We start from the raw sequence: 12,201 nt of genomic DNA, 5'->3' as shown, positions 1-12,201 counted from the left end.
GGAGAGGAAAGTATTGAATCAGTTTAAATTGCAGAGCATGTTGCGTGATTTCTTTAAAGAGGACATTGGAGACAGGGATCTGACATCAGAAGCTCTCTTTGACAAGGATGCGCTCGGTTCCGGTCAATTCATCGCAAAGGAAAATGGAATCTTTGTAGGGGAGGCCATTTTAAATGAAGCATTTAATCTTATGGATCCAGGGACTTCTGTCACTTTGAATAAAAAAGATGGAGAGCCTATCGAAAAAGGAGAAACGATCGCAACCGTCCATGGGAAAATGCGAGTGCTTTTAAGCGGGGAACGTGTCGTGCTGAATCTCCTGCAGCGGCTAAGTGGAATTGCGACCTTGACAAGAAAGGCCGTGGATCTGCTTGACAGTGACACCACAAAAATATGTGATACAAGAAAAACGACGCCAGGACTAAGGATGCTCGAAAAGCATGCTGTTGTCTGCGGAGGCGGTTCTAATCACCGCTATGGCCTATATGATGGTGTCATGATCAAGGATAACCATATTGAATTCGCGGGCTCCATTACGGAGGCGGTGCATCGGGCGCGTCAACATATAGGGCACATGGTCAAAATCGAAGTGGAGACGGAGACAAAGGAACAAGTCATCGAGGCGGTCAATGCCGGAGCGGATATCATCATGTTTGATAATCGGACACCTGATGAGATCCAGGAGTTCATTCCATATGTACCGGCCGGAATCGTGACTGAAGCCTCAGGGGGAATCACACTTGAAAACCTGGCAGGCTTCCGGAATACCGGCGTCGATTATATATCCTTGGGCTTTATCACCCATTCTGCACGCTCGTTGGATATAAGCTTTAACGTTGGAATGAAAAAATAAAGCTCTATTAGAAACTTTTGCGAAAAGAGCCGAAAATAGAAGGGGAAGATGTACGTGAATATCCTGGACTTAATGAAAAAAGACAATAAGATGCTTCCCTCTCGCTATCTGGATATGTCGAGAGAGGAAATGAGAGAAAGAGTGCTTGAGATCAAACGGAAGCTTGGGGCAGATCTGTTCATTCCGGGTCACCATTATCAAAAGGATGAAGTGATCGAATTTGCAGATGCTACCGGAGATTCCTTGCAGTTGGCCCAGGCTGCAGCCAATACGACCGCTTCTTTCATTGTGTTCTGCGGCGTTCATTTCATGGCTGAAACTGCCGATATCCTTACAAAAGAAAATCAGGTGGTGATCCTGCCTGATTTGCGTGCAGGCTGTTCGATGGCAGATATGGCAGATATTCATCAGACAGAGCGGGCTTGGGAAAAGCTTCAACAGATTTTCGGGGATACGATGCTTCCCCTGACCTATGTGAATTCAACAGCTGCAATCAAGGCGTTCTGTGGAGAAAGAGGGGGAGCTACTGTGACCTCTTCAAACGCGCACAAGATGGTAAGCTGGGCATTCACCCAAAAGGAAAGGATCCTCTTTTTACCTGATCAGCACCTTGGAAGAAATACCGCTTTTGATTTAGGGATACCACTTGAAGAAATGGCTGTATGGAATCCGATCACCGACGAACTGGAATTTTCAGGAGATCCATCGACTGTGAAAGTGATACTTTGGAAAGGTCATTGCTCCGTCCATGAGAAATTTACGGTCGATAATATCAGGCAGATTAGAACTGAGAAGCCTGATATGTCGATTATCGTACATCCGGAATGTACAAGGGAAGTGGTGGAGCAGAGCGACCTTGCAGGTAGCACGAAATACATCATCGATATGATCAATGGAGCGCCATCCGGAAGCAAATGGGCAATCGGTACCGAAATGAACCTAGTGAACAGAATCATTCAAGCGCATCAGGATAAGGAGATAGTGTCTCTGAATCCCAATATGTGTCCCTGCTTGACGATGAACAGGATTGATCTGCCGCATCTATTATGGGCGCTTGAATCGATAGAAGAAGGAAACGTGATTAACAGAATCTCTGTAGAAGATGCCGTGGCAAAGAACGCTGTCTTTGCCCTGGAAAGAATGCTCGCGAATGCTTGATGATAGAAGGGACATCCAAACTATTTAGTTGGATGTCCCTCTTTTTTATCATATATTTTCTCTTTTAAGCATAAGTTGATGTGAAGAATAGTGGCAAAATGCCCACTCGACACATAGACTGTAAAGACTTTGCTAAGGAGGGAAAACCCTTGAAAATCCATATCGTACAAAAAGGGGATACATTGTGGAAGATTGCACAGAAATATAATGTGAATTTCGATCAGCTTAAACAAGCGAATTCACAATTAAGCAATCCTGACATGATTATGCCCGGAATGAAAATAAAAGTGCCAATGGCAGGTGTAGCCGTAAAAAAAGAAAGCCAGGTTATGGGTGTGACAAAAGAAGCGCCTAAAACAATGGGCGTAAAAGAAGCACCTAAGACGATGGGTGTAAAAGAAGCCCCGAAGGCTCAACACCCATACAAGGAAATGCCGAAAAAGCCGGCAGTAAAAGAAGAGCAGATCAAAGAGGCACCAAAAACACCTTATGTTCCTAAAATGCCTCAATTGAAGCCGTATTTCCCTGAAATTGACATCAACAATTATAATATCAATGTGCCAATCAATCAGATGCCTAAAATGCCAAAGACGCCAGAAATGCCAAAGATGCCAGAAATGCCAAAAATGCCAAAGATGCCTTCTGCTCCTCAGGAGGAAAGTCCGGAAAGTCCTGAGCCGCAAGTTATGGGTGTTGAATCACCACCGCAAGCTCAAGCTCCACAGATGCAGCCGGAATTCTGTTATCCGGTTTCCCCGATTCTCCCAGGTTCAGGGTTATGTCCACCATGTCCACCTTATCATCATGGACATCACGGAGGATTTGGAATGATGCCACAAGGAATGCCGATGGGGCAGGGTATGATGCCTGGAATGATGCCACAAGGAATGCCTATGGGTCAAGGGATGATGCCAGGGATGATGCCTCAAATGATGCCTGGAATGATGCCGGATATGCAGGGAATGCCGATGGCCCAAGGAATGATGGAAGAGTCACCGGATTGGGATATGGGTCAAATGCAGCAGCTTCAACAGATGGGGCAAATGCCTCAAATGGGGCAGCAGCAAATGGATCCTTCACAAGTGGCGGGAGTACAAGATCAGATGGGCGGACAGATGCCAGAAATGCAAGGGATGCCTGGAATGATGCCGATGCAGGGAATGCCAATGCAGGGAATGCCGATGGGTCAAGGAATGATGCCAGGGATGATGCCACAAGGAATGCCGATGGGGCCATGGGGTGGAGGACCTTGGGGCGGAGGATATCCGTGCTATCCTGTTTCACCGGTAGCGCCAGGTTCAGGCTTTGGTCCGATGGGTGGATTCCCTCAAGGCATGGGGCAAGGGCAGCAATTAGCAGGAGCCTCTGATGATAGCGAATCTGGATGGGGTGCTTCCCAACAGGCAATGGGCTATAGATCGCAGATTCCATATGGTTACCCGCAAGCACCGTACGGAATGCAGTATCCTGGATACTATGGACCACAGGGCTACGGATATGGACCTTCCAATGAGGAGGATTTCCGCAATAATGAATCCGACTTTGACGGGCCGGATACTGATGATGAAGCTTGAAAATAGCTATTTTAAAGACGATTTCATGCGAAATCGTCTTTTCTTCCGTCTTTTTCAGGATAAAAGGATACAATCCTGTACTCAAATAAAGGAAAATCTATATAAAGTACAAACGGATGAAGGCACGTTCATATTAAAAGGGATGGGGGAATTTCAATCTGCCCAGTCCAGCATTGTCTTGAATCAGCTCCTTAAAGAGAATGGGTTTATCAATGGTATGGAGTATATGGAGCTTCCTAATGGACTTTTTTATATGTTTGAAGGACAGCTGGTCTGGACGATGACGAGATATATTCCATCAAAACGGCCATTTTCTTTTTTAAGGGAAGAGGACAGATTGGATGGAGTGGAAGTTCTGAAGTCATTCCATCAACATTCCGCAGAGCTTATACCGGTTCTCAGCTCGTTTCTGAAAAGGGAGAAATTGTTGGTAAAATGGAAGGCGCGAGTAGAAAAATTCGAACAAAATCTTCCAATATTGACTCAATGGTTTAACCCCGCTGCAATTAGTGAAATTGTATACTATAGCAGAGCGTCGCTGGAGCAATTAAAGATGGCCGATCTTACGATGAAGAAATCGCTTGAAGTGGTTCTTCATGGGGATGTCGCCAGTCATAATTTCGTGAAAAGTACGGATAATAAGACGTATTTAATTGATTACGACCTGGTTTCAATCGGCAGATCGGAATGGGATGATGTGCAATACGCAAGCCGGATACTGCCGTTCATCAAATGGGATAAGAAAAAGTTTTTTCAAATCCCGTTATTTCAACACTATTTTAAACACCCATGGTTTTGGATTGCCCTGACCTTTCCGATGGATATTCTTCGGGAGGGAAATCAGTTCTCGGAAACTGTGCATAACCACACCATGCCCAAAAGCTTTACCAACCTTTCCTTTTTTATAAGCAGCTGGAATCTACGCAAACAATTTTTGACGAATTATAACAACATGATACAATAATGAATATGTCATTTGGAGGGAAGATTACGTAATGGAAGAAAAAATTTCTAAATTAGTTCAGTGGATTCAAGAGAAAGTCAATGATGCAGGGCTTAACGGTGCAATTGTAGGCGTAAGCGGGGGAATCGACTCGGCGGTCGTCGCGCATCTTATCAAAAGGGCATTCCCTGAAAACTCACTTGGTGTCATCATGCCTTGTAAAAGTGACCCGAAAGATCAGGAGTATGCGCTAGAAGTTATCGAAAGCTGCGGAATCAGCCACACCACCATCGATCTGTCCGAAACCCATACCGTCCTTTTTTCCGAAATGGAAAGGCAATTGAAGGAAAAAGGAGAATGGAATGAGGAGACAGCAAGACTGGGCGATGCCAATACCCGTGCACGCCTCAGAATGACCACACTCTATGCTGTTGCAAATAACTATGGCTATCTTGTAGTTGGAACTGATAATGCAGCCGAATGGCATACAGGATATTTCACAAAGTATGGCGATGGCGGGGTAGACTTGGTGCCACTCGTCCATTTTACAAAAGGTGAGGTTCGCGAGATGGCAAAAGTCCTTGGCGTACCGGATTCGATCATCAACAAGCCGCCAAGTGCAGGTCTCTGGGAAGGTCAAACAGATGAAAATGAAATGGGTACAACCTACAACATGATCGACAGCTATCTTAAAGGCGGACAGATTCCTGAAAAAGACAAAGCGATCATCGATTCGATGCACAAACGCACAGAACATAAACGTCAATTGGCAGCTGCTCCTCCAAAATTTTAAGCAGTTGGAGGGAACTGACAAAATAAAACACCCCCTAATCAGTCAAGCTAAGAGGGAGTACACTATGTACTCAACTGACTGGTTAGGGGGTTTTTACATTGAGGAAGTCTGTCTTAACGGTAACATCAGCGGCATTCCTGCTAGGGGGACTGACAGGATGCGGCGGCGGAAACAGTGCCGCTGATAACAGGTACTATGAAGAAACAAGCCCGATGGGTTATTACACCAGTGAGCATAACCCGAATGTAAACAATGACCGTAACCGCCCTGAAACAGAAAAAGAACAAGGAAACGCCCGCATCATGGACGACAACGACGGTCCGCTGAACGAGATCATGGATCGTGCTGTCGTGTATGGAGAGCGTGGCAACAACGACAACAATAATCGTCGTACAGCTTCTCCTGCGACAAACAAAGGACAGCGATATGACCACGAACGTCTATTCAGCCGCAGCGACAAAAATTACCACGGGCAGCTAGACGGAGTCAGAAATATAGCAAATCCGTCCTATTATAACAACTATAATGGACGCCTTACTGAAAAGCTTTCCAATAGCGCCACCAAAGTGAATGGCGTGAAAAACGCCCGTGCCGTCACCTATGGGGACGACATATTGATCGCTGTAGAGCCAGATAAAGACGTGAACGAGAAGAAATTATCCAGAGACGTACAGAAGGCAGTCCAACCACTAGTCAACGGAAAAGACTGTCGCGTCGTAGTTGACGACGGAACATTTCATACAGTGCGACAACTAGACAACGACCTGCGAGGCGGAGGACCAGTCGACGACATCAACTCCGAAATCAAAGACCTCATCAACACCATGGTCCCAAACCGCTAACCCATGAGGCAGACAAAACCAGTCTGCCTCATTTTTTTTAAAATACTCTTTCGAAGCCTAAACCCCCAAACACAATATCAAGGCTCTTCGCCAACCCAACAAAAAATCAACTCCCAAAAAAAGCAGGGGGTCTGACCCTCCCCCCGCCCCAAAATAAAAACCACCCTGCCCATCCTCCCCTCGCAACCTAAAAACCAAAAAACCTGCGAGGGTCAGACCCCGGTCTTAAGCCTCCCCCCACAACAAACCCTTCAAACCCTACACCACCCACCACCCCCACACACAAAAAAACATTTAAAAACAAAAGGTTAAATCCCCAAAAACTGGTCAAACTAAAAAAGACAAGACTAGCTCAAAAATCTACCGTACGAAATCTTATAGAATGTGAGGGGGATATCCAAGATGAAACCCATCATTCCAAAGCACTTGTGGCTGATGATAACAGCATTTATCACAACATGTGGAGCACTTTTCAGCTTTTCCGCTTATCAAGGTGCTGCTGATGAAAACGAGATTGTAGAAGAAGAAGTTTTAGAGGAAGCCTATGAAATCAATGGACCACTAACGCTAAAAGTAGTGCTCGAGCGCATTTATTTAGATGGAGAAGTGAGCGAAGAAACATTGCAGGAAACCGTCTGGGCAATGGAGGATTTCTGGGCGGAATACGAAAATTGGCAAGTGATTGACTTAAATGAGGAACAGATCGTGTTTCAGCAATATATTGATGACATTTCCCCGCTATTGAAGACGAACGGCTATTTTGGTTTATCCAATGATGGGGTCCTTACCATATATGAAGGGAAGCCGACAGAGGCATCCAAGATCATTCAATCCTTTTTCCAGATTGATGTGGGAAAGCTGGAAAGTCATCAGCATGAAAAACTGAAAGGTGGGATCAGGGTGGTTTCCAAGGATGAATATGTACAGGTGCTGGAAACGTTCAAACCCTATTCCTCCCATAAACAATAAAACAGACTGGCAATTTGCCAGTCTGTTTTTCCCGTTGTACAGTGTCATAAAAGCTTCCCCTTGATGGATTCCTATAATACGATGCTGATTTTCTATAACTTATGGTAAAATGGAGAGTAGATGATTTTAAAGGAGAGTATTGTACCATTGATAGATTTCATCAGAGGTTATGTGGAATATGTATCACCGGAATATGTGGTGGTGGAAGTGATGGGAGTCGGCTATCAGGTTAACGCGCCAAACCCATTCATCTATACCGTCAATCGTGATAAAGAAGTGACCATCTATACATACCAGCATGTGAGGGAGGATATCCTTGCTTTATACGGTTTCAAAACACGGGAGGACAAGAACCTGTTCATGAAGCTTTTGAATGTGACAGGTATCGGTCCGAAAGGGGCGCTTGCCATCCTTGCATCCGGGCAGCCTGCACAGGTGGTCCACGCTATAGAAAATGAAGATGAGAAATTCCTGATCAAGTTTCCTGGAGTCGGTAAAAAGACGGCAAGGCAGATCATCCTGGATCTGAAAGGAAAACTGAATGATCTGGTTCCAAGTGCATTTCCGGACCTTTTTCAACCGGGAGTCGATATGCCGGCTTCAGGCAGTACAAATAATGTGGCCCTTGAAGAAGCGATGGAAGCACTGCAGGTCCTTGGTTATGGTGATCGGGAAATCAAGAAGATCGTGCCTGCCTTGCAAAAAGAGGAACTTACTACAGATCAATATGTCAAGAGAGCGTTACAGCTACTCCTAAAGTAAAGGGGTGAAATACAAATGATGGATGACCGCATGGTATCACAAGACGCAACCATGGAGGATCAGTCGCTGGAATACAGCCTGCGTCCCCAGACCCTGCAGCAGTATATCGGACAGGATAAAGTAAAGGAGAACCTGGAAGTGTTCATCCAGGCGGCGAAAATGAGACAGGAGACCTTGGATCATGTGCTTCTTTACGGTCCGCCTGGCCTTGGGAAAACGACGCTTGCCGCGATCATCGCCAATGAAATGGGTGTGCAGCTGCGGACAACCTCAGGACCGGCAATCGAGCGTCCGGGGGACCTTGCCGCGATACTTTCCTCACTTGAGCCGGGAGATGTGCTGTTCATTGATGAAATCCACCGGCTGCACCGATCCATCGAAGAGGTACTGTATCCGGCAATGGAGGACTATTGCCTTGATATCGTAATAGGCAAAGGCCCGAGCTCCAGGTCTGTACGCCTGGATCTGCCGCCTTTTACACTGGTAGGGGCGACGACGAGGGTCGGGTTATTGACCGCTCCGCTCCGTGACCGTTTTGGCGTACTAAGCCGCTTGGAGTATTACAATGAAGAACAGCTTACCGAGATCTGTATGCGAACCGCACAGATCCTGGATATCGGCTTGGAGATGGATGCCGCAATTGAGATCAGCCGCAGGGCACGTGGGACACCACGTATTGCCAACCGCCTGTTAAGGCGTGTGCGTGATTTTGCACAGGTATTGGGAAAAACGACGATCAACGCCTTCCTGGCAAAAGAGGCATTGGATCGCCTGCAGGTGGATCGCCTTGGCTTGGATCACATCGACCATAAACTTCTCATGGGAATCATTGAAAAATTCCGTGGCGGACCGGTCGGCGTGGATACAATTGCCGCGACCATAGGGGAGGAGTCCCACACGATTGAAGACGTATATGAGCCATATCTTCTTCAAATCGGCTTTCTCCAGCGGACACCGAGAGGCCGGGTGGTCACGGATCTTGTTTACCGTCACTTCAATATGGAGGTGCCAAAAGAATAATGGAACTACCGAAAATGTTGATGGTAGTCGGTGCTGTGCTACTGCTGGTTGGATTACTGTGGCAGGTTGTCGGCAAGATCCCGGGAGATATCGTCGTGAAAAAAGGGAATTTCACTTTCTTTTTCCCGATTGTCACGTCGATCATCATCAGCATAGTGCTGAGTCTCGTTTTTTACTTCATAGGACGTTTTCGATAAAGAGAAAGATTGAAATGTATAGAAAAAAGGTGAAAGTATGAAGATAGATTTATTTGATTTCCATTTGCCGGAGGAGCTAATTGCGCAAACTCCTCTTGAACAAAGGGAAGCATCAAGATTGATGGTATTGAACAAGCTAACCGGCGCAATAAAACATGAATCATCCTTCCGCTCCATCTTGGAGTACGTCAAGGAAGGGGACTGCCTCGTATTGAATGATACGAGAGTATTGCCTGCCAGACTTTTCGGGGTAAAAGCGGAAACGGGAGCGAAGATAGAAGTGCTCTTGTTGAAGCAGATCGAGGGTGACACATGGGAAACGCTTATCAAGCCCGCAAAAAGAGTCAAGGTCGGTACTGTCCTCTCGTTTGGTGACGGCAGATTGACTGCTGTTTGTGTGAGTGAGAGCGACCACGGCGGCAGACAACTCGAATTCCGCTATGAAGGAATCTTCTATGAAGTGTTGGACAGCCTCGGTGAAATGCCGCTGCCGCCATATATCAAGGAACAGCTTGAAGATCGTGACCGCTATCAGACGGTTTTTGCAAGGGAAACAGGCTCAGCCGCTGCGCCTACAGCCGGCCTTCATTTTACGGAGGAATTGCTCGAGGAACTTAAACTGCGCGGGGTGCACACTGCATTCATCACCCTCCATGTCGGGCTTGGAACATTCAGGCCTGTGAGCGTGGACACGGTGGAAGAGCACGATATGCATGCCGAATTTTATCAGATCACAGAAGGTACGGCCAGACTCTTGAATGAGGTCCGTGCTAAAGGCGGCAGGATCATAACAGTCGGGACGACTTCCACGCGAACGCTTGAGACGATTGCACGTGATCATGGTGAATTTGTGGAAGCGAGCGGCTGGACAAACATCTTTATCTATCCAGGCTATGAATTCAAGGCGATCGATGGCATGATCACCAACTTCCATCTGCCAAAATCCACACTGATCATGCTGGTAAGTGCTTTGGCAGGACGCGAGCATGTGATGAAAGCCTACGAGGAAGCAGTAAATGAAAGATATCGCTTTTTCAGCTTTGGAGATGCGATGCTGATATTATAGAATTTTTAAGAGTAGTAAGGAGAAAACAATGACAGCTATCAGATATGAACTAATTAAAACTTGTAAACAGACAGGGGCACGGTTGGGTATCGTACACACGCCACACGGATCATTTGAAACACCGGTCTTTATGCCGGTTGGAACTTTGGCGACAGTGAAGACGATGTCACCGGAGGATGTTAAATCCATGGGTGCCGGCATCATCCTGAGCAATACGTATCATCTATGGCTTCGTCCTGGTAACGAGATCGTGAAGGAAGCGGGCGGCCTTCATAAATTCATGAACTGGGACCGTGCCATTTTGACAGACTCAGGCGGATTCCAGGTATTCAGCCTTAGCGACCTTCGTAAAATTGAAGAGGAGGGCGTTCATTTCCGCAATCACATGAACGGGGACAAGCTTTTCCTTTCCCCTGAAAAAGCGATGCAGATCCAGAACGACCTTGGCTCAGATATCATGATGGCATTTGATGAGTGCCCTCCTTTCCCAGCAACGCATGAATATATGAAAAAATCGGTGGAGCGTACATCCCGCTGGGCAGAACGCTGTCTTAAAGCGCATCAGCGTCCACAGGATCAAGGACTGTTCGGGATTGTCCAAGGCGGAGAGTATGAAGACCTGCGTAAGCAAAGTGCACAGGATCTTGTGTCGATGGACTTCCCTGGCTATGCAGTCGGAGGACTTTCGGTTGGAGAGCCAAAGGATGTCATGAACCGTACGCTTGAGTTTACGACTCCGTGGCTGCCGACTGATAAACCTCGTTACCTGATGGGCGTCGGTTCGCCTGATTCCCTCATCGATGGGGCGATGCGTGGCATTGATATGTTTGACTGCGTCCTGCCGACTAGAATTGCACGTAATGGGACGCTAATGACAAGTGAAGGGCGCCTGGTTGTGAAGAATGCGAAGTTTGCACGCGATTTTGGTCCGCTAGATCCCGAGTGTGACTGCTACACTTGCACAAATTATTCCAGAGCTTACATTCGTCACCTAATCAAATGTGACGAAACTTTGGGGATTCGCCTTACAACTTACCATAACCTATATTTTCTGGTAAAATTAATGGAGCAAGTCCGTCAAGCAATCCGTGAAGATCGCCTTGGGGACTTCAAAGAAGAGTTTTTTGAGAAATATGGATTCAATAAACCGAATGCCAAAAACTTCTAAAACTGCTTCCCAATCATTTATATAAAGAAAGGAGGAATATAGATGCAAGAAATTCTTGGAGTAATTTGGCCTTTACTACTAATGTTCGCTATTTTCTACTTCCTTCTAATCCGTCCACAACAGAAGCGTCAGAAGCAAGTGCGTGAAATGCAGACAAACCTGCAAAAGGGAGATAAAATTGTTACAATCGGTGGATTGCACGGTATCGTGGATGCACTTGACGAGGACAAAATCGTCCTGAAGACAGGTGACGGATCCCGTCTTACATTCGATCGTCAGGCGATCAGAGATGTAAACAAGGACTAATTGTAAATGAAAAAGAGCATGCTCATTCCATCATATGGAATGTTGCATGCTTTTTTTAATATCAAGCTTTGGAAATCTTTCCGCCACTAAGGTTGACCCCGATGATACCCCCGAGCATTGCCACGGCGATAAAGCCCAGGTGAAAGAAAAGCTGATTCATCGAAAACAGGGAATCGTTCCCCAGATACTGAAACAGGAAAATAATCAGCGAATACGCCCCGCCTGTCGCACCACCAAGCATCCAGCCTTTTTCCCGTCCTTTTCCTCCTGATACGAATCCTCCGATAAATAGTGTCAAAAAGGAAAGTGTCAGGATGATCCAGGCTACACTAGACTCCTGGAGGGATGTAAAGCGAAGCAATAAAGAAAAAAGCAGGCTTGTTGCTATAGCGAACATAAAAATTGTTATGAGGCCATACATGATGGCGAGTCCAAGTCTTTTTGATTCCATTGAAGTTCTCCCCTCTCTTTGTCCAACATGGTAAGTAATACAAGCATATTCAGAAGGAGGAAGATATAGAATACAAATTTAACTCACCTAGAGAAATTA

14 protein-coding genes are annotated in these 12,201 nt (G+C 46.2%); 13 read left to right on the top strand and 1 reads right to left on the bottom strand.

The window, feature by feature from the left end; genetic code table 11:
• Positions 1-13 precede the first annotated feature (13 nt).
• The 13 genes from nadC (at position 14) to yajC (ending at position 11,651) form a co-directional block, all read left to right on the top strand.
• Positions 14-853: a carboxylating nicotinate-nucleotide diphosphorylase gene (gene nadC, locus JOC95_RS11100; protein WP_204416098.1), complete on the top strand. Its 840-nt coding sequence runs from the start codon at positions 14-16 to the stop codon at positions 851-853.
• A gap of 48 nt (positions 854-901) precedes the next feature.
• Positions 902-2,011: a quinolinate synthase NadA gene (gene nadA, locus JOC95_RS11095; protein ID WP_239582846.1), complete on the top strand. Its 1,110-nt coding sequence runs from the start codon at positions 902-904 to the stop codon at positions 2,009-2,011.
• A gap of 149 nt (positions 2,012-2,160) precedes the next feature.
• Entirely contained in the window at positions 2,161-3,585 is a 1,425-nt protein-coding gene (gene safA, locus JOC95_RS11090; RefSeq protein ID WP_204416096.1) for a SafA/ExsA family spore coat assembly protein, read from the top strand.
• Positions 3,542-4,549, top strand: a complete 1,008-nt coding sequence (locus JOC95_RS11085; RefSeq protein ID WP_204416089.1) for a hypothetical protein — start codon at positions 3,542-3,544, stop codon at positions 4,547-4,549. The genes safA and JOC95_RS11085 overlap by 44 nt, the downstream gene beginning before the upstream one ends.
• A gap of 31 nt (positions 4,550-4,580) precedes the next feature.
• Entirely contained in the window at positions 4,581-5,321 is a 741-nt protein-coding gene (nadE, locus tag JOC95_RS11080) for an NAD(+) synthase (RefSeq protein WP_204416086.1), read from the top strand.
• A 98-nt stretch (positions 5,322-5,419) separates the two neighbouring features.
• Positions 5,420-6,163 (top strand): YhcN/YlaJ family sporulation lipoprotein, encoded by a 744-nt coding sequence (locus tag JOC95_RS11075; protein WP_204416084.1) that lies wholly within the window; start codon positions 5,420-5,422, stop codon positions 6,161-6,163.
• Between the two features lie 402 nt (positions 6,164-6,565).
• Positions 6,566-7,132 carry an intercompartmental signaling factor BofC gene (locus JOC95_RS11070; RefSeq protein WP_204416082.1) on the top strand — a complete coding sequence of 189 codons (567 nt, stop codon included), beginning with the start codon at positions 6,566-6,568 and terminating at the stop codon, positions 7,130-7,132.
• Positions 7,133-7,279: 147 nt separating this feature from the next.
• The gene (ruvA, locus tag JOC95_RS11065; RefSeq protein ID WP_204416476.1) at positions 7,280-7,894 is read left to right on the top strand and encodes a Holliday junction branch migration protein RuvA; all 615 of its coding nucleotides are present in this window, start codon (positions 7,280-7,282) and stop codon (positions 7,892-7,894) included.
• An 18-nt stretch (positions 7,895-7,912) separates the two neighbouring features.
• The gene (gene ruvB, locus JOC95_RS11060; protein ID WP_204416471.1) at positions 7,913-8,914 is read left to right on the top strand and encodes a Holliday junction branch migration DNA helicase RuvB; all 1,002 of its coding nucleotides are present in this window, start codon (positions 7,913-7,915) and stop codon (positions 8,912-8,914) included.
• Positions 8,911-9,111 (top strand): DUF2905 family protein, encoded by a 201-nt coding sequence (locus JOC95_RS11055; protein WP_204416473.1) that lies wholly within the window; start codon positions 8,911-8,913, stop codon positions 9,109-9,111. Before ruvB ends, JOC95_RS11055 begins: the two co-directional genes overlap by 4 nt.
• Before the next feature lie 37 nt (positions 9,112-9,148).
• Complete coding sequence (queA, locus tag JOC95_RS11050) at positions 9,149-10,177, top strand: tRNA preQ1(34) S-adenosylmethionine ribosyltransferase-isomerase QueA (protein ID WP_204416080.1); 1,029 nt, start codon at positions 9,149-9,151, stop codon at positions 10,175-10,177.
• 28 nt (positions 10,178-10,205) lie between these two features.
• Complete coding sequence (gene tgt / locus JOC95_RS11045; protein ID WP_204416078.1) at positions 10,206-11,345, top strand: tRNA guanosine(34) transglycosylase Tgt; 1,140 nt, start codon at positions 10,206-10,208, stop codon at positions 11,343-11,345.
• A 42-nt stretch (positions 11,346-11,387) separates the two neighbouring features.
• The gene (yajC, locus tag JOC95_RS11040) at positions 11,388-11,651 is read left to right on the top strand and encodes a preprotein translocase subunit YajC (protein WP_204416076.1); all 264 of its coding nucleotides are present in this window, start codon (positions 11,388-11,390) and stop codon (positions 11,649-11,651) included.
• A 61-nt stretch (positions 11,652-11,712) separates the two neighbouring features.
• Here the strand turns inward: yajC and JOC95_RS11035 are convergent, their stop codons facing one another.
• Positions 11,713-12,102, bottom strand: coding sequence for a TIGR04086 family membrane protein (locus JOC95_RS11035; protein ID WP_204416074.1), 390 nt, complete (start codon positions 12,100-12,102; stop codon positions 11,713-11,715).
• Between the last annotated feature and the right edge of the window lie 99 nt (positions 12,103-12,201).

It is taken from the genome of Sutcliffiella tianshenii, from assembly GCF_016908565.1.
Lineage (GTDB): Bacteria > Bacillota > Bacilli > Bacillales > Bacillaceae_I > Sutcliffiella_A > Sutcliffiella_A tianshenii.
This window is presented reverse-complemented; position numbering and strand designations above follow the sequence as displayed.

What these genes read in the sequence shown, in the direction of transcription:
- nadA (WP_239582846.1), top strand. Translation starts at nt 902, where the DNA reads ATGTACGTGAATATCCTGGACTTAATGAAAAAAGACAATAAGATGCTT.
- JOC95_RS11085 (WP_204416089.1), top strand. Translation starts at nt 3,542, where the DNA reads ATGAATCCGACTTTGACGGGCCGGATACTGATGATGAAGCTTGAAAAT.
- nadE (WP_204416086.1), top strand. Translation starts at nt 4,581, where the DNA reads ATGGAAGAAAAAATTTCTAAATTAGTTCAGTGGATTCAAGAGAAAGTC.
- JOC95_RS11070 (WP_204416082.1), top strand. Translation starts at nt 6,566, where the DNA reads ATGAAACCCATCATTCCAAAGCACTTGTGGCTGATGATAACAGCATTT.
- ruvB (WP_204416471.1), top strand. Translation starts at nt 7,913, where the DNA reads ATGGATGACCGCATGGTATCACAAGACGCAACCATGGAGGATCAGTCG.
- queA (WP_204416080.1), top strand. Translation starts at nt 9,149, where the DNA reads ATGAAGATAGATTTATTTGATTTCCATTTGCCGGAGGAGCTAATTGCG.
- tgt (WP_204416078.1), top strand. Translation starts at nt 10,206, where the DNA reads ATGACAGCTATCAGATATGAACTAATTAAAACTTGTAAACAGACAGGG.
- yajC (WP_204416076.1), top strand. Translation starts at nt 11,388, where the DNA reads ATGCAAGAAATTCTTGGAGTAATTTGGCCTTTACTACTAATGTTCGCT.
- JOC95_RS11035 (WP_204416074.1), bottom strand. Translation starts at nt 12,102, where the DNA reads ATGGAATCAAAAAGACTTGGACTCGCCATCATGTATGGCCTCATAACA.